This is a genomic window from Pedobacter sp. A2324 (assembly GCF_059693705.1).
Genome location: NZ_JCASSK010000007.1, coordinates 289233 through 315603, shown reverse-complemented (window position 1 = coordinate 315603; position 26371 = coordinate 289233). Strand labels below are relative to the sequence as shown.

The window sequence follows — 26371 nt, the reverse complement described above, 5'->3', positions numbered from 1 at the left end:
CAGGGAAAGTTAACACACCTCCGGCTGGAGCAGTAAATGTATAATCGCTTCCAGCTGTAGCACTGCCCGCTGTAACAACCGGTGTTACGGTTGAAGCATCACGGATTGTGGTACCTGCCGGGCCAGCTAATGTAGCTGTGTAAGTAACTGTCTTAGTACCTGAGTTTCCTTCTGTTACTGAACTCGCTCCGCTCAATACCACAGTCATCACATCGTTATCGATGATGTTAACTGTAGCAGTTGCAGGGGTAACCGTAACTGAAGGGTTGTTGGTTGTAAATGAACTTAAAATAATCGTCTCATTACCTTCAACAATCAGGTCATTGGTTACCGTGATCGGAACGGTGATGCTTGTTTGTCCAGCTAAAATTGTAGCTGTAGTGGTAATGGTGCTATAATCTGTACCATTGGTAGCAGTACCACCAATGGTATAGGTAATCTGGGTATCGGTACTGGCAGGTGCACTCAGCGTAAATACGAATGAACCGTTGCCTCCACCTTCAGTACCATCTGTAGTCGCTACAGTGATTGTAGCTGAATCATCGTTTGTAATGGTGGTGGTAACGCTTGCTGGTGTACCCAAAGTAACATTGCCTGTTGGCGTAGTGATTGCTGCTGTATAGGTTTCATCTGGCTCAACGGTAAGGTCACCGTTGATTGTTACTGTGAAAGTTGCGGTTGCACCAACTGCAGATCCCGCAGAGAATGTTAATACACTACTGTTTACAGGTGTATAAGTATAATCGGTACCAGCAGTTGCGGTACCCGCTGTTACTGCGGCAGTAACAGTAGATTGATTTTTAATCGTTGTACCTGCTGTACCGGTTAAAGTAGCTGTATAGGTAACCGTTTTGGTTCCGGTATTGCCTTCAGTAATTGAACTTGCTCCGCTCAATACCACACTCATGGCATCATCATCTGCAATGTTTACTGTAGCCGAAGCCGGCGTAACTGTAATTAGTGTATTATTGGTAGCTGAGTTAAATGTTAATACAACAGTCTCCGTTCCTTCAACAATCTGATCATTAATCACAGTAACAGGAATAGTAACTGAAGTATTACCAGCTAATATGGTAGCTGTAGTAGTAATCGTGCTGTAATCTATACCGTTGGTAGCTGTACCGCCAACAGTATAGGTAATCTGTGTATCAGTGCTGCTCGCCTTGCTCATTGTAAATACAAATGAACCATTAGTTCCAGGCTCTGAAGCATCTGTAGTCGTTACGGTAATCGTAGCCGTATCGTTATCAAGAATATTGATCGAAGCAGCGGTAGTGTTTGGCGTAACAAGTGCATTGCTTGAAGTACCTAATGTAGCAGTAACTGTTTCGGTTCCCTCAACAATCGCATCATCAATCGTAGCAATATTAATTGTTGCTGTTGTGCTTCCCGCAGCAATTGTTACCGATTTGGTGTTAATAGCTGTATAATCGCTACCTTCTGTAGCCGAACCACCAAGTGTATAGGTGATGTTAGTCGGGTTTGGTGAAGCATGGCTTAACGTTACCGTGAAAACACCGGCAACAGAACCAGTTTCATTTCCGGCTGTTGTACCAGTAATTGTAGCAGTAACATCATCATCATAAATGGTACCTGTACCAGTAGCATTTGAAATCGTTACACCTTGTGTTGGTGCACTCAAAACAACTGTGAAAGTTTCAGTAGGTTCTGAAACAGCATCATTCGTAATATTAATCGTAATATTTTGTGTAGCACCACTTAAAGAACCGGCAGGGAAAGTTACCGTTCCGTTGGTTACAGCTGTATAATCTGATGAAGAAGTAGCTGATCCATTTGCAGTATTGTATGTTGCAGAGAATGAATTCTGAACTGAACCAGTTAACGTCACTACAAAAGTTGCTGTTCCGGCTGATTCATTAATTGTAACATTGCCAATGCTGATGCTTGCTGCGTCATTATCCAGTATATTGATGCTTGCAGGAGTAGTATTTACCGTTACTAATGCATTGCTCGAATTGGTTAAAGTTGCAATTACGTTCTCAGTTCCTTCCAGAATTGCATCATCGATCGTTGGGATATTGAAAATTGCTGAAGTAGATCCTGCTGCAATCGTAACAGTTTTAGTAGCTATAGTTGTATAATCACTGCCCTCAGTAGCTGTACCACCAAGGGTATAAGTTAAAGTAGTTGGATTAGGAGAAGCATTGCTTAATGAAACAGTGAAAACACCTTGAACCGGACCGGTTTCGTTACCATTTGTAGTGCCTGCAATGGTCGCCCTCACATCATTATCGTAAATAGTAGTGGTAACAGATGCATTACCTAAAGCAGCTGAGCCTGATAAACCTGAAATACCAACATTGAATGCTTCAGTTGGTTCAGAAACTGCATCATCTACAATCGGGATAGTAAAGTTTACTGTTCCCGCTGCCGTTCCTACTGCTGTACCGGCAGGGAAAGTAATCGAAGTCACAGATGGTGTACCATAATCTGAAGTGGCTATTGCAGTGCCGGCTGTGGTTCCCACATTCACGGTTACTGCATTTTCCAATACTGTTCCAGCTGTACCATTCAACGTTACCGTGTAAGTAGCATTACCTACATTTTCATTTACAATGGCAGATGTCTGGGTTAAATCAACGGTTGGTACTTCGTAAGCACAGGCAAAGGCATCATCAAAATGCCCGTCATTGCCTATATTTGCTCTGTAACGATAGGTTCCAGCGGGCAAAACACTTGTTCTTCCACTCACAAAGAACCAGGTTTCCAGATCAGTCGCGCTGGTAAAAGCTACTGTAGTTGAGGTTGTCCCTGTTGCGCCCGCAATCGCGGTACTACCACTATCATCATTTCTAATATCCACACTCCCTACCCAATTCGTATAGGCTGTAGTAGGTGTTCTACTACTGAACCAACCTGAATAAGAAACAACAGCTGGTCTGACTAGGGTAAATGTTCTATAGATTGTTTCACCAGCGGTATTGATATCTAAATATTGATTACCATTGTGTGCGTTATCTGGTCCCGGGGCATAACCAGTTCCATCAACCCTTATTATATTGAAAGGATTAGTAGTAGTTCCGGTAATGGCCCAACCATCATAAGTTGGTCCGGGCTGAATATTATTACCATTGGTTGTGTTGATTCCTGTGGTAGTATCAAACCCCGGAGGAGTTCCACTGAACAAATTTGTAGTACAATTCGCACTCACCCTCGGACTAATGTCTCTGACAGCCCGGTTGTTTAGCGGAGTTTGATCTACCTGACCTGTACCTGCAGCAATAGCAGCATAGTTGGTCATTCCACCGACGTTACCAACGGTTGCCGTAATAGTTAATGTAGCAGAAGTATTAGCATTCAAAGTACCAATGCTCCAAACACCCCCGGTATACGTACCAACGCTCGGATTAGAAGTAACAGAACTGTAGCCATTACGTACAATATCAGTAACTGTGACGCCGGTTGCATTGTTAGCTCCAGAGTTGGATGCAGTAATCGTAAATGTGATCACATCACCAATGAGAGGTGTACTATTGCTCACTGTTTTAATTACACCCAAATCCACATCGTCATCTGCAATGTTAACTGTAGCTGTCCTATCAGAAGCATTAAATGCTGTAGTAACGCTGGTTGTAGTTGGATTGCTTACGCTCGTTATGCTTAAAATTACTGTTTCATTTCCCTCAACCAAAATGTCATTAACAACCGTTACAGGCAAAGTAATACTTGATGTATTAGCTGGTATAACAATCGAACCGCTATAATTTACCCCGTTATTCGTATAGTCTGCTCCATTTGTAGCGCTGCCGCCAATGGAATAGTTAACGGTAGTAGCGCCAGGAATAGCACTGCTAAGTGTAAATGTGAATTGACCATTTGTTGATGGCTCTGTAGCATTAGGCGTAGTAGCTACAATACTCACTGAAGGAGGAACAGTAACGCCGCTAGACGTCAAAATGTTATTACAGCCAGTGCCTGAAGGTAACCCGTTACACTCCGTATCCGCATTACCAGAGAAAGTACTGGTACTCTCATCGGTTGCATCAGGATCTGAAATATCAGCAGATCTGAGGATAGTAGCCCGAGCAGCAACAGTTGTATTACTTAAAGCTCCTCCAACAGTTCCGGTAATAGTATAAGTCAAACTTGACCCAGAGTTCATATTTACATTGGCAGAAAATTTCGTGGCAGTAATTGTACTACTATTCTGGCTTGCCGTCCCACTTGCAGCTGGAGCAGAAACAGAGCTCACCACAAATCCAGAAGGATACTCTAGATCAAATACGGCACCACTAACATCACTAACACTGGTAGAACTGTTTAAGTTGTCGAGTATAACTGTATATGTAATCGTACTACCTACTTTTGCACTCGTGACAGATGGAGTAATACTTCTAACCCTCAAGTCAGCTTGGGAAATTGTTACATTTACGGCAGTTGTACTCTCGGAACCGGCTACGAAAGAGTAAGTATCAATTGCCTTGTTATTTCCCCACTGTGCGTTTCCTGTGTTAACGTCATTTGTATTAGCCCCCCATTTATGACCATTGCTATTACTCGAAACTCCACTTGATGTCAAAGGATAATTTTGGTTGGGCGCATTACCAGAACTCACGACACCTGTATCATCCCAGTAAACGATATCACGAGTTGGACTATATAAAGAATAAGCTCCTGCATTATATTGCAATTGCTCAACAACGATCCCATTCACATTATTCTCCACGTCTATGTATGGAAAATGCACTTCGGCGCCAAATAGTTGCACTCGTACACTTGATACTGTTGTGCCAGGAGAGACAGCAGCTCCCGGAGTATAGGGATCAGCGGTTGATAATCCTGCCTTTCCATCCCAATAAACCGTATTTGAACCTGATTTAGAAATACCAACTAATACCCGATCATTGAAGCTTCCACCTCCTGGAATAGTTATCCTATACGTTCCTGTTACATTGGAATTAAAAGTAATATTGGCCCCTTTCGAGCTTATATTATTCGAGGAGCCTTCAATCCCTTTAAACGTGACACCCGTCGCTGATGGCGATAATGTATTTGTTCTGAGCCAGGTAGTTGATAGACCGTTCACGGCAGAAGTAGCCGGCAAATCAGTGGCTGGTGCTAAATAGAAAATTTTGTGCGTAAAAATACCGTTTGTTTCGTCATCGCCAGAGCGTGGATCTTTAACGTTCAGTCCAGTAGACGTATTAACACTTCTAAATGTTGGATCACCTGCGCCATTCGCTAATGTTGTAAAACCTTTATTATTGGCGAAAAAAGTAAAACCAACTCCCATTTGCCCATTGTTTCCAACCTGATATGCATACCCATCCCTGGTAAGTACAAAGACTTTGCCATAAAAACCTTGGCTAGCGTTAAAGTCAGCATTTATACGCATATTAAGAACATTCGTATACACGCGTCCCGCTATAAAAGTAGTACCTGAACGAACGGAAACGTCCCATGCTGCAATCATCGAAATACCATTCGCATCATCTGTGCCAGCAGTTTGTTGGGTCCAGTTTGCATTGGCAGCCACGGTTGCTGTTCCTGCATTGGTTGTGTTATTGTAGGTATCTAATGCCGGAGCTACGAATTCCACCCGCCAAACTCCCGTTTGTCCCGCTGGCACAGTATAGTTATATGGAGTATAGCGGTTACCTTGTGCCCCGCTACCGTTATATGGTCCTGCAAGTTCTGCTGTCCTGTTAGAAATACGCCCCACTGTTGCCGAAGTTCCAGATGTAACAGCAATCGAGCCATCTGGACTAAACAACCTTATCGTACCATTCGCATACCCCTGGGCACTCGATGCCAATGCAATAACTTCACCTGCCTGAGCATAAACAAAATGTGTTCCGCTAGTTTTAAATGGCCACGAATCAGGACTATATCCAGTATTCAAGTTACTATAGAGGAATGCTCTATTACCAGCAACCCCACTAGGGTACAAATCCTTACTTCCATCAGCAAAAGCCTGATTGAAGTTGGCAATAAGAGGCAAAAAAGCAAAAAGAAGAGTACGGAGAAAATATCCAACAAATTTCTTCGTTAAATACTTGTGACTACGATTAAATATTCGCGCGAAACCACGCGAAAAGAGTAGAGCTTTATTCATAAACGGGACGATAAGACAGTCTGCAACAATAGGGTTGTGGCAATTGTTATTCTAGCTAATGTTTGGTTTTTCGATAACTTACGTAATCTCAAAACCTATGGTTTTAAAATGATGAAATTTATTAGTGAAATTCTGTTTCACCAATCGGATATCACACTTATTTTCCCAAAGATATTTAATGGTTAGAAAACTTCAGCTGACGATTATTTGATTTTGTATTATTAGTAATACATAATGTTTTACTATTGAGTTGACTTAAATCAAATGCTGGGTTATTTTAATTGGAATGGCGATTTTTTGGAAAGCCAAACACGGCAGATAATTGATTATAATCAATTGTTTTAATACAACCATTAGCTATATCAAATTCAAGACATTCAAGTTTCAGCCTAAATACTTGGCATATGCTGCTCAGCATGTTAAAAAGTGGAGTTTCAGAATAATTTGAAAAACTATTTCTATCGATGTATTAATCTTTAATGGCTGGAAAGATTACCGTAAAGCAGGTTGTTGCATCAGATGACTGGACACTTATTGTACCACCATGAGCTTTTGCGATTTCACTGGAAATAAATAATCCTAAACCCAGTCCCTCCTGCCCTTGCTTGATGCTACCCCTCGAAAAAGGCTTAAACAAATGCTGCTGAGTTAATTCATCGATCGCTTGTCCTGAATTGATTACACAAAGTTCCAGCCCCTGGTCATCAGTTTTCGCCGTTATGCTGATGGGTTTGCCCTTCTCTCCATGTGTAATAGCATTCCCCATTAGGTTGGAGAACAGCTGTGCCAGGCGCTTGTGATCTGCTTTCACGGGTTTTGAAAGAGACAGATGAAGATCAATAACCATATCTGGAATGGCTACAGTAAATTCGGAAATGACTTCCTTCAGCGTATTTTCCAGGCTGTCTGTATTTTCAAAATTTAATTTGATTCCACCGCCAAGTCTACCACTCGCGAAATCAAGAATATTATCAATAAGCCCGCGGGTCCTCATAGTAGCATCCTGAATAATCTTGGCTAATTTCAAATTTCTTTCGTCGAGATTACTCCTTAATTGAAGCTGCACAGCATTAGAAATGGCATTTACAGGGTTACGAAGATCGTGTCCCAGCATGGCAATAAACTGTTCCCGGATTTCTCCTTCTTCCTCCTGTCTGCGGCTTCGTTCTGTCGCAACTGATAAGTCGTCAATGGCACTAAGATGAAATGAAATCAATTCCGCAAACAAGTTGAAAGTATCAATGGTATGCTGGTTGTTTACATTAGCTGGGTTAGGATCAATGGCACATAGTGTGCCGAAATATTCACCATTTTTTAATGTTATAGGGACAGAAATATAGCTCTGTAAACCATAGATGCGGGGTGTATGGTGGTCACGCCATTTCTCATCTTCACTTACGTGATCAATGGCTACAGCTTTTTTGTGTTCACTGATTTCGTGGCAAATAGTAGTTTCCAGCTTAAGCTCTCCGCCGGGCTCTAAACCAAAACCTATGAGATCGTTTGTAGCATAGGCAATCCACTGTTCATCAGTTACCCTGGCAATGGCCGAAAACCCCATGCCTGTGGTTTTACAAACTACGTCCAAAATGTTAGCGATTATGGGAATTTTTGCAACGGACTCGATATCAAGTTGAATATCCGCTTTACTGATGCGTTTCATACCGACTAAGTTTAAAGGATTGAAGTCCTCTAAATCAAAGATAGCAAATTGAATTGCATATCCAAACCAGCACGAAGCAATCTCGGCTTTATATAATGATTGTTACTTTTAAGGGGCGGCTAGGCTATATGACCAAATGCCTGATTATCTACACGGTGTACAAAATCACCAATATCAAAAGGCTTGGAGATAAAATCCTGGGCAGCACAATCATGCAATACATCTACGCGGGAGTAATTCGCGCTCATCATCAACACAGGAATAGCACAAGTTGACCGGTCAGCTTTTAAAATTTTACATACGTCGATACCATTACCATCAGGAAGCATTACATCAAGGACAAAAGCATCTGCATGCGATTCAGGTGCTCCTTTCATAAATGCGCTAACGGTAGCGAAACTACAAACCTCATAGTTTTCTGTCTCTAATAAAAATGTGATAATTTCTCTGATATCATCATCATCCTCAAGTATACATATTTTCTTTTTATCAACATTCTGTTTCATCTTTTTCCCTTTTTCCTTATCCGGAGTACATACCCAACAGGCATTCGCCAAATAAGTTTTATTTATCTGATATTATAGCACTTAAGATTGATAAAACATGAATGGTCCCATGAAAATTCAAGCCTAAAGCAGGTTGCTGCTAACCAGAAACAAGAGAAATGCTAACTAAAAGACGTTAAATAACACTAAAAGCTCTAAAACAGAGCGATTAAGAGTAAATGAAACTATTTCTAAAAAAACCTGTTCAACGCTATATAACAAGTCGCCTCATGATTGGATTTATACTCGCCACACCATCTAATAACGCTAAAGCGAACAATAGCGGAGCTGAAAGGCAAGAGCAGGTACTCGTTTCACAACTTCAGCAGAAAGATCGTGGGGCTTTTAAAAAGTTATACAAAATGTATGCTGCCAACTTGCTTGGTGTGATTACACTCATTGTTAAGCAACATGAAACCGCAGAAGATTTGCTTCAGGAATCCTTTTTAAAAATATCGAGAAACATCGCCAGTTACGATGAAAACAAATCCCGGCTTTTTACCTGGATGCTAAATATTGCCCGCAATACGGCAATTGATCACATCAGAAAAAAATCGACTAAACAGGAAACTCAGCACGTTGATCTGGATGAATCCATGGCACAGCTAAATACAAGCTTCTTTTATTCAATATACACAGATGGTATAGGAATTAAAAAGATAACCACAGCATTACCTCATAAACAACAGCTGATTATCGACTTGGTTTATTATCAGGGGTACTCCCACTCTGAAGCTGCCGAGAAACTAAACATACCGCTTGGCAGTCTTAAAACATCATTGCGTGCAGCAATACTGCTGCTTAGAAAATCGTTTAATAATGAGCAAAAATCTTCTGGTTCATTTTCTCTACAGCAGGATATAGTTCCACAACGCGCTGTTGCTTCACATCATTTCTTTTAAGAAAGCGTTGGTAATGCCGGCTTTCAGAAATTTGTTTGTGCACGTATTGTTTCAAAACAGGGAAATTAAGCAAAATGCTTTGGATAGAAACGCAATCAAACGGTTTTTGGTTCAGAAATCAGTTCACATCTTCATCGGGGCTTACAAGTGACGAGCTAAAATCCTTGATATCAACAAAGCCTAAAAATTGGGCCAGGCTATTTAACACAAATTGAGAGTTCTGGTGTTCGGGCTGATCCAATTTAAAGAAACGTTTCAGATTTGTTTGAGATACATAATTTTTAGTTTCTCTAAAAATTTGCTCCGAGACATGTAAGCAATCCTGAGCGTCCAGCTTTTGCATTCCGTACTTCACGCAAACCTGTTTTCTAAGCTCTGTTTCAAGGTCATTACTATTCATCTGTTATCGAATTAAGTTACCCCTTTCTAAATAACACACACTACATACAAATGTTTCATAAAGATCATTTAACAACTGGCAGCGCTGAATGCCAGATAAGTGACTTATTCTTTAAACATTATCAAAGTAATGAGATTATATCTCATTAACTGGCAGCATTATTGTCTATATACCAGTAGTTCTGATCAATAGCCGTCGAAATCATATAACAAGAGGTAATGTTGATAGTGGAAGATGTATTATGGAAAAAAAAGTAATGATCATTGATGATGACCGGGATGCAATGAAAGCAATTAAGGATGCATTAACAGCAGATGGGTGCATGGTTAAGTCAATTATGACTATTGATGACATTTATCCAAATTTACATAGCTTTAAACCTAACCTTTTCATACTCGATATTAACCTCAAAGGTGGAGATGGACGCAGTCTGTGTAATAAAATTAAAGCTGATTTGTCTTATCATCATATTCCAATTGTGCTGCTTACCTCGCTTGATTTTGAAAAAATCGGAGAAATTGATTGTGAAGCGGACGCGATACTTGGAAAACCAATCGACATGAAAAATTTGAGCCTTACCATTAACAACCTGATCGGAGACTTATCGTAATAAAAATTAGTTAATCTGGTAAGCGCATCCCGGGCAATCCGGGATGCGCTGTATTTTAAGCCAGGTTTTCTAAACTGATCTGCTCTCGAGCCAGTTTTGCAGCAGCTACGAGATTTATTAACGCGGCTTTTGTCTCTGGCCATTTACGGGTTTTCAAACCGCAGTCTGGATTTACCCAAAGGTGTTGTGCAGGAAGCAGGCTTGCTGCTTTTGTAAGCAATAAAGCCATCTCTTCGGCACCAGGAACTCGTGGCGAATGAATATCATACACTCCCGGGCCGATTTCGTTAGGGTAGTCAAAATCTGCAAAGGCCTCGAGAAGTTCCATCTGCGAGCGCGAAGTTTCAATTGTAATCACATCCGCATCCATAGCTGCAATATGCTGAATAATGTTATTGAATTCGCTGTAGCACATATGCGTGTGAATTTGTGTGTCATCCCCCACCCCGCTTGCCGAAATCCGAAATGCGTTCACCGCCCATTCAAGATATTTGGCGTGTTTGGACTTTCTTAAGGGTAAGCCTTCACGTATGGCAGCCTCATCAATCTGAATGATACCAATCCCAGCTTTTTCCAATGCCAGAACTTCATCCCGGATGGCAAAGGCTATTTGATTGGTTGTAATATCCCTTCCCTGATCATCACGTACGAATGACCATTGTAAAATGGTTACCGGGCCCGTAAGCATGCCTTTCATCGGCTTTGCAGTTTGAGCAGCAGCAAATTTACTCCAGCGTACCGTCATGTCTTTCGGGCGGCTCACATCGCCATAAATTACCGGCGGTTTTACGCAGCGGCTTCCATAACTCTGCACCCAGCCATTCTTTGTAAACAAAAATCCATCCAGCTGCTCGCCAAAATATTCCACCATGTCGTTACGCTCGAACTCTCCATGTACCAGCACATCCAGTCCAATTTCTTCCTGCCAGCGTATAGCCGCTATTGTTGCATGTTCTATAGCCTCTTCATACTGCGCAAGGGTCAGATCGCCTTTTTTGTATCTGGCACGCATCTGGCGTATATCATCTGTTTGTGGAAATGACCCTATTGTTGTTGTAGGGAACGCCGGAAACTTGAACCGCTCATGATGCAATTGCTGACGTATTGCAAAAATACTTTTACGGGTTGAGTCTGCATCTGTGATTCCGGCAATACGATCCTTCACTACTTGTTTATGTACTTTCTGAGAGCTGCGGCGGTTTTCAATTGCTAACTGGTTGGCTTTGAGCAAATCAGCATTTCCTTCAGCAATTTGACGGATTTCACTCACCTCAGTTAATTTTTGGCGTGCAAAAGCCATCCAGTTTTTTATTTCCGGATCAATAGCAGTTTCAAGTTCAAGATCAATCGGACTATGAAGCAATGAACAGGATGGGGCAATCATTACTCGGTCTTCGCCCAACAATGCTACTGCCTTAGCAACAAGAGAAAGCGACTTTTCATAGTTATTCTTCCAAACGTTACGCCCGTCTACTACCCCTAAGGAAAGTTGTAATTTTTCAGGAATCAGTGCCAGCACATCGTCCAGCTGGTCAGGAGCCCTCACAAGATCGATGTGCAAGGCTGATATTGGAAGGTTTACGGCCAATGCTGTATTATCCAACAGTGCCTCAAAATAAGTAGCGACTAGTAATTTTACCCCGCTTACCCTATTAGCAATAGCCCGGTATGCATACTCAAAAGCCTCTTTGTCTTTTTTTGAAAGATCGAGCGCCAGGCAGGGCTCATCCAACTGAATCCATTCTGCTCCCTGTTGTTTCAGACGGTTGATTATTTCAATGTAAACCGAAACCAGCTTTTTAATCAAGTCAATCCGTTCAAAACCCGTTTCTTTTTCTTTACCCAACAGCAGATAGCTCACCGGCCCCAGCAATACTGGCTTTGCTTTCTCTGCTAATTGCTGCTTTGCGCTGTTGTATTCACAGAATATATTTTCATTAAATATCCGAAATTCCTGATCTGCAGTAAATTCAGGCACAATGTAATGATAATTGGTATCCAGCCATTTGGTCATTTCCATTGCCGTGATATCCAAACCATCTTTTTGATAACCACGGGCCATGGCGAAATAGAGATCAATTTCATTGTTGCCCTTCACCTGCGAGAGTACAGGCGAGTAACGTTGCGGGATTACACCCAGCAAAAAACTCGTATCCAATACCTGATCATAAAAACTGAAATCATTGCATGGGATAAGGTCAATACCGGCATCTACCTGGGTTTGCCAGTTCTCTTCCTTAATGATACGTGCAACCTTATTGAGTTCCTTAAGGTCTATTTTACCTGCCCAGTATTGCTCGCAGGCTTTTTTCAATTGTCGTTGGATCCCTATCCGCGGGTATCCCAGATTTTGTGTTAACATATTTCAACTTTTTAAATGGTAAATAATCATTGTAAAAAGTTCGCACATCATCTCAGGATGTTTCGCGTAGAATGAAAAAAAGAAAAACACAGACGCAGGCGATAGCCCGGCTCATCCAGCAGGATTTACCATCATAAGTACTCATCTGACTTTAAGCTTCAATCGCGAAAGCATCGTCAATTCGAAACAGGCAGGTATCCTGACTTGTAACAGTTTCTATCATCCTTCCCGCCAAATGAGCAGTGGACATCCCTGGATAAAAACCTTTTTGTTACTTACAGTTGCGCGACAGTTCGTGATTTACACACGATTCCCTTTTCATTTACAGCTAAGTAAAACCTTTTTCAATTGTTGAAATATGCAAAGAACTCTAATTATTACAAATCAGCTTTAAACTGCAACAAAAATACATCTGAAGATCATTATTCTTTTAAAAATGTAAAGTTCAGTTATATTGTCTATTTTTAACTATATTTAAAGCAAATTAAACTTTTAATAAATTATATTCAACGCCATTAAAGAAAATTATTCTGATGACTGAACTTGATGAAACCGACTTGCTGTTGTTAAAGACCCTCGCAAACAATTCAAAACACACCAATAAGGAACTTGCAGAAAAGGTAAATCTATCACCTTCTCCAGTTTTCGAAAGGATTAGACGACTCGAAACCGCCGGATATATCAAAAAATATATTGCCATTCTGGATGCGGGGAAATTCAATCAGGGATTCATCGTATTCTGCAACATTAAGCTGAAGCAACACGACAAGAAAATTGGTAACCGCTTTGTAGAAGATATTATGAATATTGATGAGGTGGTGGAATGCTATAATGTCTCGGGAGACTACGACTTTATTCTAAAGGTTTATGCCAAAGACATGAAACACTATCAGGACTTTGTGTTCAATAAACTTGGTTCTGTTGAAAGTATAGGCAGCACACACAGTACTTTTGCTATGGCCGAAATTAAAAATACACACAACATTAGTTTTTAAACTTACTTATCTACTGAGTCTCAGCTTGAACTTTTAGCGATAGAAAGTTATCTAAACGAGGTAATTTCATTCGTCAATTGGCAAAAATAAAACTTGGTAACCATTATTATGATATATTAGCTTTTTATTCAGATGGGAATGTTCAGCGGAGATATTTAAACTTTGAGACTACGTCCAGATTGTATTGATATTATATTATAAAGGTAATGGTGATTATTAGTAGTTTTGAAGAATACAAGTCTTATTTAGGAATCCAAATTGGGCAATCCAAATGGCACAAAATAAACCAGCAACAAACCAACAGGTTTGCTGATGCAACGGATAATTACACAAGTGACAACGGTAAAGCTAAAGAACAAGCACCAGTTGATTCTGAATTTGTACCTGGGTATCTGACGTTATCGCTGATCCCTTATTTGTGGAAACAAATAGCAGACATCAGGGATGTTAAAATGGAGGTAAACTACGGGATAGAGAATTTCAAATTTAATCAGGAAGTCCGCGTTGATGACGAGGTAATGCTGCGCGCCAAGCTAATATCAATCTCCGATCTTCGCGGGATCACTAAAGTTGTTATTCAGGCAGATCTCGATATTAAAGGATCAACAGTAACTGCTTACACAGGTAACGTGGTTTTCTTATATCATTTTAATTAGGTCTGATACGCTAAGATGCGGAACATCTCACGAATCATCGCTTGTGATAGTTTCTGCTTAACCTGGTGCTGCATCAGGTATTCATCAGAAAAATTCTCACCTAATTCATCCATAATAAAGGCATATCTGGCCTTTAATTCGATAAGATCAATCTGTATGGATAAAGATAGCTCCTGCATAGTACAAAGCTATAAAACCCGTTTATCAATCGGAAGAAATTAATCAGATGTTAATAAAAATACATTAACTACTCAACATACAGATTTAAGCTGATGTGAGCTTTTCAAGTTACGGCATAAGCCCTACTGCTGAAAAACCTTAGCTTTCATATTCTTGCCAGGATAGCCTTTTTGAGCTATTTACAAGGGCTTGCCATATTGGTAATTTTGAAGAATTAATTTTCCTTTTATCAATGAAACCTAAACACTTTTTAATTGCATTAGCCATTCTGGTTATACCATTATCACTACTCGCTTCCCTTTATGTACCCAAAGGCATTAAAGCCCGGAAACATGAGCAAACCATGAAATTAGCACCTGTAGAAACCGATCACGTTACCCTTGAGGATGTGCAAAAAAAAACCTTTTATATTGAGGACAAGCAACCTATTGGAAGTACAGTTTATTACTGGAAATTACGATCGGGTAATCAGGTAATCAATTTTGAACATGTACCCGACAATATCTTTTGGAAATGGAATGTGAATGAAGCCGTTCCCGCTGGCGTGATTCTTAAATTAATGAGAATTGATGAGCAAATACATGAAACCTACAATTTACACATCACCAGGCAACGATAATCCAGATGGCTGGAAATAAAAAAAGGCTATCTCACGACTGCCTTTCACATATAAATAATTAACCAAACAAATTCATTTTAGGAATGGCCACCATTACGCATGATGGCCATTTTTGATCTTGAACTACCCAAAGTTCTTCGACCTGTTTTTTCATAGGTAGCATATAAACCATACGCAGCTGATATTGTTTTCGCACCACTTGCTTTTTAATGTATATTACTGATTCTTAAGGCAAATAAAATATTTCTTATTCTCCCTTTATGAATTTAATCGATTCGATGATGTTGCCATCCAGTGATAGATCATTAAAATTATCTTGTTTTGATACTGCCACGTCAGGTACGATGTAATCATAGTAAATCCCATTTCTGTCGCTGTCGTACCCTGTAGTCAGGGCCATCGTGGTATTAAATGGCAAAGGCCAGGAAACGTTGCCTGTAGTATAGCCAGCCGTGTTTTCACCAATAAAACGCGTATTGGCTCTGCCTTTAAAAGCCAGCGCGGTAATTTCTCCCGAACTTCCAGTGAACAATCCGGTGATGACAGCCACTTTCGCCTGATCTAATAAACGACCATTAGGAGTTACAGATGAAATAACTTTAGATTTTTGGATGTAATTGCCCTTGTCTAGCTTATATTTTTTTACTGACCTCTTATCTACATCAAGTTCACCCCAGATATCATGATCACCAAGAAGGTCATACAGCGCCAGCAGCATAGGGGCTGCGTTACCCCCCGTGTTAAACCGCAAATCTACTATCCAGCCCTCAATGTTATCATCGTTTTTGACTTGAGCAATCTGCTCATATAAAGGCTGCGCAATGCGACTTATATTTTCAGCACTATTGTCGAAGAACACCATACCAGGGACTAAAATATAGCCGTACTTCCCTTGCAGTACTTTTACCTCAAACGCTGGTCTGGTATCATATTTCTTTTTCCATTGCGCGGAGTAGCGGTCTTTTGCAATCACCTTATGCGTTGCTGAATATTTGCCCTCCCTACGGTACACTAAACAATGCGTGGCATTGATCTTATCAAACAAGTTACTAATTTCATTAAGAGAAGTTTTAAAGCTTTTATAAGTCGCCAAACGCTTATAGGTTTCAGGCTCCACACTTTTCCAGTCCACTGATTTGCGATGCAGATAGCCAATCTTTAAGGCCTTAAAAAGTTCTTTATAAAAAGTATCGATGCTATCCTTAACGGAGCGACCTGATGTTTCGACGATTGACTCTTCATTCTTCGCACTAACAGACTGAGCTGAAGCACCCAGAGAAAAAATCAATAGCAGAATTAAGGTAAGGATGTTTTTCATTTCAAAATATAAGTAATTTTGAAGGTAGACGAAATTTGTTTGACTTTGGTTGCATATTTTTCCGCGACCGCAAACTAAAATGCCTCAAAAGTGTTTCTCCAGTTAAGATTTATGTTATGGTACTAAATTTAAACGATCTTGTGCGTGCAGCCGGAAAGCTGGAAAATGTGTTGAATGATCTTGACATCAGCATTAAAATAGGTAAACCAAATATTATCGCATTTGATATTCCTAAAGCATTGAGTTTTCGCGATGAGCCTGCGATGATACAATTTGCCAGACAAGCCCTGGCGAAAGCTTCCGTAGCTTTATACGCCGAACTAAGGATTATTTTTATCCTTGGCCCGAATCATAGTCATTCTATCGTTTTAAAACCTGATTCCAGTTCAATGCCCAATTAGCGATATCATTCGCTGCAAGTAGCCTTCCGTCAGGCACCAGATGATTACATTCTTCTGGTTCTAAAAACTGGAAATAGTATTTGATTCCTATCGTTATTTGCGCATGGCAAATTCCACGCTGTCGATTACATGATCCAAATCAAACGGTTTCTCTACAAAAGCTTTCGCTTTACAACCAATCCCAATTTCGCGCGAGCTTACGTTAGCGCTCATCATCACCACTGGTATATCGTGTGTATGCTTATCATTGTTAATTTTTCTGCAAAGATCTATTCCATTTCCATCAGGCAAACGGACATCAAGCAGGTATAGATCCGGCGTATAATGGTGGCGCGCCCTCATCAGGTCTTTAATGCACGAAAACATGCTCACCTCGTAATCTTCTTCTGATAATAAAATATTTAAAACGTCGCGGATAGCGTGATCATCTTCCAGCACACATATTTTCTTTTTCATTTTATTCCTCCTCTATAACCAAAACCCTTTTTAAGATCAACTGGCCCATATTTATTCAACATGATCTACCTGCGAATTGTTTAGAAGATGCAATTAATTTTTTGCTGAAACTTACAGCGCAATTTAAATCTTGATCTTACTTAAAACCAGGCTAAATAATTTAATGAAAGCAGCTTTGTTTATTTAGCTATTCAGGCAATTCTAAAACTTTAGCGACAGCGAAATGTTAAACAGGAAATAAAAACAAAACCTATGACAGCAGATAAAAAAGTACAAGCAATCAAATTATTGAAACAAGGACTTGAAACGATTCAGGCGAGAGCGTACACAGAAATTGCGGAAATCCCGACAGATGACCAGGATGATTTTCAGGTGAAGTACAGTTTTGTGCACGAAGGTATAGAGGGCATTTTTACTGTGATAGGTAAAGCCGCCCCTGCTGCATCCGAAGAAGGTGAAATTAAATTTACGCTGCTGAGTGAGTTCGCGGAGGATTCACTACATTATGAATCGGCAACAGCAAAAGAACAGGTTGACAACGACCTGATCAGTGCCGAAAGCTACCTGAACGACCACATCAATCAGGGATAAGAAGATCAGAGATGGACAAACCCAGCTATCTCAATTTTGACCATTCTAAATACGAATGGAAACCTGATATCGACTACCGAGTTCATCCTGAGGCCTACCGAGTAGGCAAGGGTGAACAAGGTGTGCTGATCTGCGAGCCATACAAAAGTGAAATTGGCCGATACTGGCGTTTTAAAACACCCGATATCGCCAACGAAAGCAGCGAAAAAATATATAAACTTTTCCTTGAGTATTTGCGAGCGGATGATTTTGTTGGAGCCGACATGGCCCGCAAATACCTGCAGATGGGTTATACCCGGGCAAGAAGATATGCCAATTACAAAGGGGGAAAGAAGTATGATGCCGATCAGGATTACCGCCAGCTGGAACGCGGCACCGGCGATGCACAAAAGGCCGTATCTGCGTCTATCTTTTATGATCGGTGGAAAACAGCAGAAGCCAATGAAAAATATGTAAAACTAAAGAAGCAGTGGAAAGATGAAAGGGGTTAAAAAACAAAACCTTCCTTAAAAATGCTGTACGGTTTGTGGACGCAACTTTAGCTGGCGCAAGAAATGGGAAAAAGTTTGGGAACAGGTAAAATACTGCTCCGAAAAATGCAGACGAGGGAAATCTGCGTAATTATTTCTTGTAATAAGACGATAAGCATGTCCTGATGCAAAAAAAGGTAAATCTTTTTTATATTTGACTTACGGAAATGGTGTCCTTCCGATTCAACCGCTTTTCAAAGCTGATGGCGCCTGCAAAGTATCGCGGATAATGAAATCCCGATGGTAATTCCGCTAATGAATAACCTGAATCGAATAATCTCAAAAATGAAGTTGCAGAGCCTTGGTTATGCCTTGCGCTGGACGTCGATCACCATTCCTGTAGCCGTTTGTATCGGCAGCATGGTTGCCCTTTTCCTGTGGTTATTACAGGGGGCAATCCATTTGAGGTTTGCCAATAAATGGTTACTATACCTGCTTCCGCTTGCCGGTATTGTTATTCACCTGATTTACAAAGTTGCCGGCAAATCTTCAGAAAAAGGCAACAACCTTATCCTTACAGAAATCAGCAAGCCTGAAAACGGTGTTCCGATGGTGATGGCTCCATTGATACTGGTTACCACTATCATTACCCATTTGTTCGGAGGCTCTGCCGGGCGTGAAGGTACCGCAGTACAAATCGGAGGAAGTATAGCCGCTACCTTTGGAAAATGGTTTAGACTTGACGAACATGAAATTCGCATATTGCTCACGGCGGGTATTGCCGCAGGCTTTGGTGCAGTTTTTGGAACCCCTTTAACGGGGGCTATTTTTGCAATGGAAGTATTGGTAATCGGAAAGATTAATTATACATCTCTACTTCCATGCCTTATTGCCGGAATTGTTGGCGATCTAACTGTAGCTGCCTGGGGCATACACCACACCCCATACCGAATTGATATCATACCCGATTCATCCTACTTTCTTTCTGATTATCTTCCGGTAAATCTGCTCTTACTTTTCAAGGTAATCTTATCGGCAATTGCATTCGGACTGGCAAGCTACATTTTTTCATTGGCGATACACCTGGTGAAGTCCTTCTTCTCCAACATAGGTAAGAACAAATGGTTGATTCCTGTATGCGGTGGACTCACAATCATCCTCTTAACGCTCTTATTGGGCAAACCCGATTACCTGAGCTTAGGGGTTGATCCTGAATACAAGGGTGCTGTAACCATCGCCTCTGCCTTCCATGCCGGAGGTGCTCAGCATTTCAGCTGGCTATGGAAAACCATATATACCGCTATCACACTTGGAACAGGCTTTAAGGGAGGCGAAGTAACGCCCCTGTTCTACATCGGGGCAACATTGGGCAACACCCTTGCCGGATGGATGGATGCACCTGTAGGCCTTTTCGCAGCACTGGGCTTCATAGCGGTTTTTGCGGGTGCAACGAATACACCACTGGCCTGTACGGTAATGGGCGTTGAGTTGTTTGGCAGTCAGTACATTCTTTTCTTTGCTGTAGCCTGTTTTACCGCGTATCTTTTCAGCGGACAAGCAGGGATATATACCGCACAGGAACCCGGCATTCCTAAATTATTTTCTAAATCAAAACAAAAGGTACCATCATCAAAAGAATAAAAAAGTTATATTAAGCTAATTCAGAAATGATAATTCAACAGACAGAGACTTTTTTCAATAAATATATCACGTTAACATTTAATACATACTCACAATGCTAAAGAAATTACTTTTTGCAATGCTCCTGTGTACTATCCTTCAGGTGCAGGCCCAGGAGAACTTAAATTTCAATAATAATAAGGAAATTACTTCACCCGAAATCAACTCTGATAAAAGTATTACTTTTCGTTTGATGGCCCCAGGCGCAAAAAAGGTGGAATTGCAAGGTGACATGCTTGGGCACAATAACCCGGTTCCGATGAACAAACAGGACGATGGCCTCTGGACTTACACTACCCCTCCTGTGAAGCCAGAATTGTACAGCTATTCATTTATTGTTGATGGACTCAAAATTCGGGATGCCAATAACGTTTATCAGATCAGAGATGTGGCATCGGTAGTGAACGTGGTTATTGTGCCAGATGGAAAAGCCGAAAATTATCTGGTAAAAGATGTGCCGCATGGAACAGTGAGCAAAAGATGGTATAAATCTCCGGGAAATGAAAAAAACAGAAGAATCTCAATCTATACCCCTCCGGGTTATGAGGAAGGGAAAAACAAATACCCGGTATTATATCTGCTGCACGGTATGGGTGGAGATGAAGAAGCCTGGCTGGCCCTGGGAAGAACTGCCCAGATTTTAGATAACCTCATTGCGCAGGGAAAAGCTAAACCGATGATTGTGGTGATGCCCAATGGAAACGTTGCACAAGGTGCAGCACCAGGAGAAGATTCGAAGGGCATGTATAAACCAACCATGCAACTGCCCCACACGATGGACGGAAAAATGGAAGAAACATTTATGGATATCGTCAAATTTATTGAAGTCAGCTATAGGGTAAATGCTAATCAGGCGAACAGGGCCATTGCAGGTTTATCCATGGGCGGATTCCATTCCCTTCACATCAGCAGGTTTTACCCTAAAACATTCGATTATGTTGGTCTTTTTTCTCCAGCGATCATGCCTTTCAGCAAAACCACATCTCCGGTTTACGAAAACTTTGATGTTACACTTAAAAAACAATTCAGCAACGGTTTAAAATTATACTGGATTGGCATTGGAAAAACGGATTTCCTTTACAAATCAGTAGCAGATTACCGGAAAAAACTAGACGAATACGGTGTGAAATATACTTATTCGGAAAGTGAAGGAGGCCACACCTGGTCGAACTGGAGAGATTATCTTGTTACTTTTAGTCAGCAACTTTTCAAATAGTTGACGAGGCTTTTTTATGAGATAGAACCAAAGTAGATGCTTCATTCCTTTATCATGTTAGCACAAAATTAATATTCCCGTAATACCGCTGCGTATACCGGACTGTTAGTTTTGCGGGATATTTTATTCCGTACTAATCATGAAGACGAAACTTTTACTTATTGGCCTGTTATTATCCGGCACAGCATTTTCCCAGCAAAAAATCGATGTTCAGGCACATCGTGGTGGGATGGCCTTGCTCCCGGAAAACACCATCCCGGCGATGCTTAATGCGGTAAAGCTAGGGGCTAAAACACTGGAGCTCGACGTTGTTATCTCATCCGATGGGAAAGTAGTGGTTTCCCACGACCCTTATATGTCGGCGGTTTTTATGAGCAAACCTGATGGTTCTGCTGTAACGAAAGAAGAGCAAAAAGATTTGAGTTTATTCAAAATGACCTATGACAGCATCCGCAGATATAGCTCAGGTTTAAGACCTCACTCCATGTTCCCTAATCAAGAGCAACTCAAAACCCATAAGCCATTATTGCGTGATCTGATCGACAGTGTAGAAAGCTATGTAAAAAAGAACAAACTCAAACCGGTTTATTACAATATTGAAACCAAATCTTCACCTGCTGGTGATGGAAAATACAATCCCACACCAGAAGTTTTTGTTGAAACCATGATGGATGTAATCAATACCAAAGGGATTAATAAACGTCTGGTTATTCAGTCTTTTGATGTAAGAACACTTAAAGTTCTGCACCAAAGCTACCCTCAAATTAAGCTATCACTTCTGGTTCAGGGAAAAATGAATCTAACCGAAGAGCAGCTAAAGCAATATGGGTTATCAGCCAAAGAGGTTGAGGAATATTTCAAACAGATGAACGCCAAAAAATTCGGTCTGGAAGAGGATCTGAAAAACTTAGGCTTTGTACCAGCTATCTATAGCCCGTATTATACCGGGGTAAACGCAGAAATGGTTACACAGGCACACGCAAAGAAGATGCAGATTCTTCCATGGACAGTTGATAAAGAAGATGATATGCTGGCTTTACAAAAGCTTGGTGTCGATGGAATCATCACTAATAGCCCCGATGTTCTAATCAAACTCGTGGGAAGTCATCAAAAGAAATAATCATCCGTCAGGTTTCACAACATATCATTCCGTACAAAATACATTCATATTAACAAACGAAAAGAGCTCAGAAGAGCTCTTTTCCAGTTTATATCGGCCTGATACAGCATCGAGTGCCTCGCGTATTGCCTTCTCAATTACTTCCTCCGCTCTCCTAACACGGTCAGGATAACCGATGGTATCTGCGTTAGCGTTCTGTAATAACAGCCGCAAATCCACCATTTCTGCTGAGTTTCACAGGAATGGTTGAATGAGCATTCACTTCCTGGCTTTTCTTCCTGTAATCCATCCCCTGGCGGTCAGCATTAATTCCATCTTCGAAAGAAGTCATTTCATAAGAATTACCTTTTGTCAGAAAATCGGGTTTTAAATCAAAAGTCCTTTCTTTACCGTTGGTAATTCCACCGATAAACCATTTATTGCCTTTCCGTTTTGCAACAATAGCAAACTCCCCTACCTCTGCTTTTATTGCTTTAGTCTCGTCCCAGGTCACAGGAACCTGAGTAATAAAGTCTGTACACTCCTGATTTTTGTAATATAGTGTTGGATTATCACATAGCATTTGTACACCACTTTCAAATAATACAAATAATGCAAGCTGGTAAGCCCGGGTACCCACACTTGCAGCGTTTGGCCTTTTACCGCCAAAAACTTCAGGCTGCATGTTGATCATTGCACCAGGTGTAAAATCCATAGGTCCAACCACGTTCCTCATGAAAGGTAGATAGATGGAATTATCTGGCTGACAGCCCTCCATTTGTTCCATACCTCTCACACCTTCGTATGAAATCACATTCGGATATTTATGTTCCAATCCTTTCGGGCTAAACGAGCCGTGGAAATCAACCAGTATATGATGTTTTGCTGCTTCCTTAGCCACTCTTTCGTAGTAGTTAACCATCCACTGATCATTTCTGTCCATAAAATCAATTTTTACACCCTTTATTCCCCATTCTTCAAATTTTTTAAACAGATCCATATTTTTTTCAACTGTAAGCCATGTAAGCCACAATATGATATCTACCTTTTTTTCCTTCCCATATCTGATCAGCTCGTGTAAATCGACTTTTTGATTAGGAATGTAAGGATCAAAAACGCTCTCTGCCCACCCTTCATCCATAATGATATATGGAATGCCATTCCTGGATGCAAAATCCATATAATATTTATAAGTCTCCAGGTTATAACCTGAAACGAAATTCACATCATTTCCATAAGGAGCGGCATCATTCCACCATTCCCAGCTTACCTTTCCAGGCTTAATCCAGCTGGTATTTGTCAGTTCGGATTTTGGAGCAAGCTTTACCGGCAATGTACTTTCCAGTAACTCGTTATCACTTTTCGAGATAATGAAATACCTCCAGGGATAGGTCCTTTTAGCATCTGTTTGAGCAATATACTCGGCTTCCTTTGTGATTCTCATAAACCGATCACCTTCTTGCTTATCCTCCAGTGCAACTTTTGAAAATGCCGCGTTAACTCTGGAACCATTGCCTTTAAGAAACATGCATGGATAATCCCTCACGTCAGTTTCAGCAAAAAGCAACTTAAATCCCTTTCTGGTATCTATCAGGGCTGGCAGTGTGGCCATTGGGCCAGACTTTTGCCATCTTCCGTTATCCAAATGGATGTAGTTGGTTTCATAATTTGAAGTAAAATCTTTAGCGGGTTGTAAATGCAGTAAGTAATCATCAGGGAGGTTCAAACTTGCATCTTCGTTTAAAACCTTAACTTTTCCATTTTGGTCTCCTTTAAAGTTGCTGACGATGCGATAAGCAGCGCCATCATTATACGCCCTGAATTCAACACTATATCCTGTGTTCAAACGAATCAATAATGAATTGAACTGATCGGTTATCCTGGAAAACTTTAACGGAACAACAGGCCTGATTGCACCCGATGTTTGCGAAAATTTATTGCTTTGGATCTTTATCTCCTTACCTGAAAACTGCTGATCGGTAACAATTCCCAGGCTAGCGCCCTCTATAAGCGGAGTGTTGTCACGGTATATACTGTAATATACTTTATCCATGACGTTTATTTTTACTTTAACTGATCCATCCGGGGAAGATAGGTCCGCCCCCCTGCTTTTCATAGTCCCTAAAACTATTAAAAACGAAAACAGCATAAAAACTCTTCTATTCATTTTGATATTATACATAACAGCATCTATAAGTATTTTGCATCATTTGGCTCCCAATCTCTCCAAACTGATTTTCTATTCAGGCATATCAATAATAAGATTCACTTTCCATTAAAGCAACTTCAGTAGTGACAGATTCATAGTTCCATCATAAAAGTTACGATTATTGGAAAAATTCAGTTGAAAGCTACCCGTTAGCACTCCTAAATTTGTTAAGCTACAGTCGTAAACAAACAATTATACATGACACACCACAACTAGCAATTCACTATTATCAAATAACCCAAACCTTTTCCCAATAGCATTTGTCTTTCTAATACTAATACCTATAACATGAGCAGTCCGGAAAACAGTAAAAGTGAAAAAGATATCCTGAACGATATCCAGCAAGTACACCAAAAAATTGAATCCAATCCTGAAGAACAATATGATCCCGCTGACACAGATGCTGTTGCCGGTGATCTGCAAGAACAGGTTAAAGGCAGTGATGCCGACAGTGACCGGGAATCTGGTGAGGGTGCCCAAGAAGATCAAAAACAGGAACAGGGAAAAGGTAGCGATGCTGACCACGAATAATGCACAGAATTATTCTTAATCACTACATTAAAATATAAATGGACATGAACGAATCGAAAAAACATAATGAAGATGCCGACAAAGAAACTGCCGGCAAAGAGAACAACGAAGAACAGAGGAACGATAAGGACTTATCTGATCAAAACCTCGAAAATAATCCCAATAAACCAGATGATGAAGCGGACTTTGAAAATCCGGATGACGATCCTGCCTAGCGATTGTATGATAACGCGATTAAGATTTGGTAATCCTTGCGCTGATTAGTGATGGCCTGAAGCACGCATTTTGCGTGTGCCAGCATCATACAAAAGTAGCCGATATATCCTCTGTTACTTTTTTCTCACGACTATTTTGCGGATCAGTGCGGCTTGTGATCCATTAGTAAGCGACACAAGCGTGCCGTTTTTCCAATACTGGGCCGCACCAGCATCACTGTAGCCTGCTACGTACACATCAGTTCCTGATGTAGCTACAGACAACGCGAAAGCACTTTCAGGTCCGCTGGAGAGAATAACCGGTGATCCGTTTTTCCAATATTTCGCCACAATCGCATTGTTTGCGGCGCTCAGCCCAAATCCGGCAATATAAACATCATTTCCATTTACAGCGATTGATGTTCCGCGCACATCCGCAGATCCTGCTTCAATCAGGACAGGAGCCCCCAGGTTTTTACTATAGCGGGTTTGCGACTGACCGGAGTTATTATAACTTTCTGACCAAGCCAGATATAAATCATTGCCCGACACAGCAATCGCCTGATCAACCGCCGCCCGGCTTCGGTCTGAAAGATCAAACAACTGTCCGTTTTTCCAATAGCAGGTAATGGTAGTAAGCCAGTCGAGATTTCTGCGCTCACCGATTACATATACATCATTGCCTACTAATGTAATACCTGTAGCAACGGCCTGCTGCGTATTATCTGTTAGCGCAACGGGTGTCCCGTTCTTCCAATATTTTGCCTGATAAGTAGACGCGCCGGGGGATAGTTCCTGGCCGGCAATATAAACGTCATTGCCAGATACAAAAATGTCGTTGGCAAATGCATCTCTTGTACCGTCAGTTAATGACATTGAGCTGCCATTCTTCCAGTATTTGGCTACATACTTTCCTGCTGCATTAATTTCATATCCTGCAATATGAATGTCTGCACCAGACACCACCATTGCATTTGCGTCTGATGATCCGGTGTTTCCACCCACGGTAACTCCACTGCCGTTTTTCCAGTATTTAGCGACGTATCCTTCACGTCCTGCTGCATAAACATCATATGGCTGCGGCGTGGGGAGAATTGGATCTTCTGACCTCTTCTTACAAGCTAAAAACGTACTTAATACTATCAAACACAACGAAGCGAAGTGTAATTTTTGACCCATATTAATCTTTTTGTTAGTG

The 26371-nt window shown here is 40.9% G+C and carries 23 protein-coding genes, 1 pseudogene and 2 riboswitches; of the genes and pseudogenes, 14 read left to right on the top strand and 10 right to left on the bottom strand.

What is annotated here, in order from left to right; translation table 11 throughout:
* From AC570I_RS20585 to AC570I_RS20575, 3 genes are all read right to left on the bottom strand, one after another.
* A partial coding sequence (locus AC570I_RS20585; RefSeq protein WP_497407009.1) for a beta strand repeat-containing protein occupies positions 1–6076 on the bottom strand: 6076 nt, incomplete at its 3' end.
* A gap of 469 nt (positions 6077–6545) precedes the next feature.
* Positions 6546–7739 (bottom strand): GAF domain-containing sensor histidine kinase, encoded by a 1194-nt coding sequence (locus AC570I_RS20580; RefSeq protein ID WP_497407008.1) that lies wholly within the window; start codon positions 7737–7739, stop codon positions 6546–6548.
* 119 nt (positions 7740–7858) lie between these two features.
* Entirely contained in the window at positions 7859–8245 is a 387-nt protein-coding gene (locus AC570I_RS20575) for a response regulator transcription factor (protein WP_497407007.1), read from the bottom strand.
* A 269-nt stretch (positions 8246–8514) separates the two neighbouring features.
* Here AC570I_RS20575 and AC570I_RS20570 point away from each other — a divergent pair, with 269 nt between their 5' ends.
* A complete protein-coding gene (locus tag AC570I_RS20570; protein WP_497407006.1) occupies positions 8515–9186 on the top strand; it encodes an RNA polymerase sigma factor in 672 nt (223 codons plus the stop codon).
* 118 nt (positions 9187–9304) lie between these two features.
* On the opposite strand, the gene AC570I_RS20565 is transcribed toward AC570I_RS20570, so the two are convergent.
* Positions 9305–9586: a hypothetical protein gene (locus AC570I_RS20565; RefSeq protein WP_047801095.1), complete on the bottom strand. Its 282-nt coding sequence runs from the start codon at positions 9584–9586 to the stop codon at positions 9305–9307.
* 241 nt (positions 9587–9827) lie between these two features.
* Here AC570I_RS20565 and AC570I_RS20560 point away from each other — a divergent pair, with 241 nt between their 5' ends.
* On the top strand, positions 9828–10196 hold the full coding sequence (locus AC570I_RS20560; RefSeq protein ID WP_497407005.1) for a response regulator transcription factor: 369 nt from the start codon (positions 9828–9830) through the stop codon (positions 10194–10196).
* A gap of 55 nt (positions 10197–10251) precedes the next feature.
* Here AC570I_RS20560 and metE read toward each other — a convergent pair whose 3' ends face one another.
* Positions 10252–12558 (bottom strand): 5-methyltetrahydropteroyltriglutamate--homocysteine S-methyltransferase, encoded by a 2307-nt coding sequence (metE, locus tag AC570I_RS20555; protein ID WP_497407004.1) that lies wholly within the window; start codon positions 12556–12558, stop codon positions 10252–10254.
* A 172-nt stretch (positions 12559–12730) separates the two neighbouring features.
* Positions 12731–12916, bottom strand: a riboswitch (cobalamin riboswitch).
* Positions 12917–13091: 175 nt separating this feature from the next.
* Here metE and AC570I_RS20550 point away from each other — a divergent pair.
* Both AC570I_RS20550 and AC570I_RS20545 read left to right on the top strand, forming a co-directional pair.
* Positions 13092–13553 (top strand): Lrp/AsnC family transcriptional regulator, encoded by a 462-nt coding sequence (locus AC570I_RS20550; RefSeq protein WP_047801092.1) that lies wholly within the window; start codon positions 13092–13094, stop codon positions 13551–13553.
* Between the two features lie 206 nt (positions 13554–13759).
* Positions 13760–14209, top strand: a complete 450-nt coding sequence (locus tag AC570I_RS20545; RefSeq protein ID WP_047801091.1) for a hotdog family protein — start codon at positions 13760–13762, stop codon at positions 14207–14209.
* Here AC570I_RS20545 and AC570I_RS20540 read toward each other — a convergent pair.
* Positions 14206–14388, bottom strand: a complete 183-nt coding sequence (locus AC570I_RS20540; RefSeq protein ID WP_497407003.1) for a hypothetical protein — start codon at positions 14386–14388, stop codon at positions 14206–14208. The two genes, AC570I_RS20545 and AC570I_RS20540, sit on opposite strands and share 4 nt — an antisense overlap.
* Positions 14389–14621: 233 nt before the next feature.
* Here AC570I_RS20540 and AC570I_RS20535 point away from each other — a divergent pair, with 233 nt between their 5' ends.
* Positions 14622–15008 carry a hypothetical protein gene (locus tag AC570I_RS20535; RefSeq protein ID WP_316801538.1) on the top strand — a complete coding sequence of 129 codons (387 nt, stop codon included), beginning with the start codon at positions 14622–14624 and terminating at the stop codon, positions 15006–15008.
* Between the two features lie 247 nt (positions 15009–15255).
* On the opposite strand, the gene AC570I_RS20530 is transcribed toward AC570I_RS20535, so the two are convergent.
* Entirely contained in the window at positions 15256–16326 is a 1071-nt protein-coding gene (locus AC570I_RS20530; protein ID WP_497407002.1) for a S41 family peptidase, read from the bottom strand.
* 116 nt (positions 16327–16442) lie between these two features.
* Here AC570I_RS20530 and AC570I_RS20525 point away from each other — a divergent pair, with 116 nt between their 5' ends.
* Positions 16443–16727, top strand: a complete 285-nt coding sequence (locus AC570I_RS20525; RefSeq protein ID WP_497407001.1) for a hypothetical protein — start codon at positions 16443–16445, stop codon at positions 16725–16727.
* Between the two features lie 93 nt (positions 16728–16820).
* On the opposite strand, the gene AC570I_RS20520 is transcribed toward AC570I_RS20525, so the two are convergent.
* Positions 16821–17183: a response regulator gene (locus AC570I_RS20520; RefSeq protein ID WP_047801086.1), complete on the bottom strand. Its 363-nt coding sequence runs from the start codon at positions 17181–17183 to the stop codon at positions 16821–16823.
* Positions 17184–17435: 252 nt separating this feature from the next.
* Between AC570I_RS20520 and AC570I_RS20515 the strand changes: the two genes are divergently transcribed.
* The 6 genes and pseudogenes from AC570I_RS20515 to AC570I_RS20490 all read left to right on the top strand — a co-directional run bounded on the left by AC570I_RS20515 (position 17436) and on the right by AC570I_RS20490 (position 22260).
* Positions 17436–17774, top strand: a complete 339-nt coding sequence (locus tag AC570I_RS20515) for a hypothetical protein (protein ID WP_497407000.1) — start codon at positions 17436–17438, stop codon at positions 17772–17774.
* 11 nt (positions 17775–17785) lie between these two features.
* Positions 17786–18265 carry a DUF4385 domain-containing protein gene (locus tag AC570I_RS20510; RefSeq protein ID WP_497406999.1) on the top strand — a complete coding sequence of 160 codons (480 nt, stop codon included), beginning with the start codon at positions 17786–17788 and terminating at the stop codon, positions 18263–18265.
* Between the two features lie 31 nt (positions 18266–18296).
* Positions 18297–18395: pseudogene (locus tag AC570I_RS20505) on the top strand (DUF2256 domain-containing protein); the annotation flags it as partial.
* 63 nt (positions 18396–18458) lie between these two features.
* Positions 18459–18524: riboswitch (Fluoride riboswitch) on the top strand.
* A 65-nt stretch (positions 18525–18589) separates the two neighbouring features.
* Complete coding sequence (locus AC570I_RS20500; RefSeq protein WP_497406998.1) at positions 18590–19885, top strand: voltage-gated chloride channel family protein; 1296 nt, start codon at positions 18590–18592, stop codon at positions 19883–19885.
* A gap of 94 nt (positions 19886–19979) precedes the next feature.
* Positions 19980–21140, top strand: a complete 1161-nt coding sequence (locus AC570I_RS20495; RefSeq protein ID WP_497406997.1) for an esterase — start codon at positions 19980–19982, stop codon at positions 21138–21140.
* Between the two features lie 139 nt (positions 21141–21279).
* Positions 21280–22260 (top strand): glycerophosphodiester phosphodiesterase family protein, encoded by a 981-nt coding sequence (locus tag AC570I_RS20490; RefSeq protein WP_497406996.1) that lies wholly within the window; start codon positions 21280–21282, stop codon positions 22258–22260.
* A 187-nt stretch (positions 22261–22447) separates the two neighbouring features.
* Here the strand turns inward: AC570I_RS20490 and AC570I_RS20485 are convergent, their stop codons facing one another.
* Positions 22448–24355: a glycoside hydrolase family 97 protein gene (locus AC570I_RS20485; protein ID WP_497407013.1), complete on the bottom strand. Its 1908-nt coding sequence runs from the start codon at positions 24353–24355 to the stop codon at positions 22448–22450.
* 381 nt (positions 24356–24736) lie between these two features.
* Here AC570I_RS20485 and AC570I_RS20480 point away from each other — a divergent pair, with 381 nt between their 5' ends.
* Positions 24737–24979, top strand: a complete 243-nt coding sequence (locus AC570I_RS20480; protein WP_497406995.1) for a hypothetical protein — start codon at positions 24737–24739, stop codon at positions 24977–24979.
* A gap of 44 nt (positions 24980–25023) precedes the next feature.
* A complete protein-coding gene (locus tag AC570I_RS20475; protein ID WP_497406994.1) occupies positions 25024–25194 on the top strand; it encodes a hypothetical protein in 171 nt (56 codons plus the stop codon).
* Between the two features lie 114 nt (positions 25195–25308).
* Here the strand turns inward: AC570I_RS20475 and AC570I_RS20470 are convergent, their stop codons facing one another.
* Positions 25309–26352 (bottom strand): hypothetical protein, encoded by a 1044-nt coding sequence (locus AC570I_RS20470; RefSeq protein ID WP_497406993.1) that lies wholly within the window; start codon positions 26350–26352, stop codon positions 25309–25311.
* Positions 26353–26371: the final 19 nt, after the last annotated feature.

Coding starts and splice junctions, on each gene's coding strand:
- AC570I_RS20580 (WP_497407008.1), bottom strand. CDS start 7,739: ATGAAACGCATCAGTAAAGCGGATATTCAACTTGATATCGAGTCCGTT.
- AC570I_RS20575 (WP_497407007.1), bottom strand. CDS start 8,245: ATGAAACAGAATGTTGATAAAAAGAAAATATGTATACTTGAGGATGAT.
- AC570I_RS20570 (WP_497407006.1), top strand. CDS start 8,515: ATGATTGGATTTATACTCGCCACACCATCTAATAACGCTAAAGCGAAC.
- AC570I_RS20565 (WP_047801095.1), bottom strand. CDS start 9,586: ATGAATAGTAATGACCTTGAAACAGAGCTTAGAAAACAGGTTTGCGTG.
- AC570I_RS20560 (WP_497407005.1), top strand. CDS start 9,828: ATGGAAAAAAAAGTAATGATCATTGATGATGACCGGGATGCAATGAAA.
- metE (WP_497407004.1), bottom strand. CDS start 12,558: ATGTTAACACAAAATCTGGGATACCCGCGGATAGGGATCCAACGACAA.
- AC570I_RS20550 (WP_047801092.1), top strand. CDS start 13,092: ATGACTGAACTTGATGAAACCGACTTGCTGTTGTTAAAGACCCTCGCA.
- AC570I_RS20545 (WP_047801091.1), top strand. CDS start 13,760: ATGGTGATTATTAGTAGTTTTGAAGAATACAAGTCTTATTTAGGAATC.
- AC570I_RS20540 (WP_497407003.1), bottom strand. CDS start 14,388: ATGCAGGAGCTATCTTTATCCATACAGATTGATCTTATCGAATTAAAG.
- AC570I_RS20535 (WP_316801538.1), top strand. CDS start 14,622: ATGAAACCTAAACACTTTTTAATTGCATTAGCCATTCTGGTTATACCA.
- AC570I_RS20530 (WP_497407002.1), bottom strand. CDS start 16,326: ATGAAAAACATCCTTACCTTAATTCTGCTATTGATTTTTTCTCTGGGT.
- AC570I_RS20525 (WP_497407001.1), top strand. CDS start 16,443: ATGGTACTAAATTTAAACGATCTTGTGCGTGCAGCCGGAAAGCTGGAA.
- AC570I_RS20520 (WP_047801086.1), bottom strand. CDS start 17,183: ATGAAAAAGAAAATATGTGTGCTGGAAGATGATCACGCTATCCGCGAC.
- AC570I_RS20515 (WP_497407000.1), top strand. CDS start 17,436: ATGACAGCAGATAAAAAAGTACAAGCAATCAAATTATTGAAACAAGGA.
- AC570I_RS20510 (WP_497406999.1), top strand. CDS start 17,786: ATGGACAAACCCAGCTATCTCAATTTTGACCATTCTAAATACGAATGG.
- AC570I_RS20500 (WP_497406998.1), top strand. CDS start 18,590: ATGAAGTTGCAGAGCCTTGGTTATGCCTTGCGCTGGACGTCGATCACC.
- AC570I_RS20495 (WP_497406997.1), top strand. CDS start 19,980: ATGCTAAAGAAATTACTTTTTGCAATGCTCCTGTGTACTATCCTTCAG.
- AC570I_RS20490 (WP_497406996.1), top strand. CDS start 21,280: ATGAAGACGAAACTTTTACTTATTGGCCTGTTATTATCCGGCACAGCA.
- AC570I_RS20485 (WP_497407013.1), bottom strand. CDS start 24,355: ATGAAAAGCAGGGGGGCGGACCTATCTTCCCCGGATGGATCAGTTAAA.
- AC570I_RS20480 (WP_497406995.1), top strand. CDS start 24,737: ATGAGCAGTCCGGAAAACAGTAAAAGTGAAAAAGATATCCTGAACGAT.
- AC570I_RS20475 (WP_497406994.1), top strand. CDS start 25,024: ATGAACGAATCGAAAAAACATAATGAAGATGCCGACAAAGAAACTGCC.
- AC570I_RS20470 (WP_497406993.1), bottom strand. CDS start 26,352: ATGGGTCAAAAATTACACTTCGCTTCGTTGTGTTTGATAGTATTAAGT.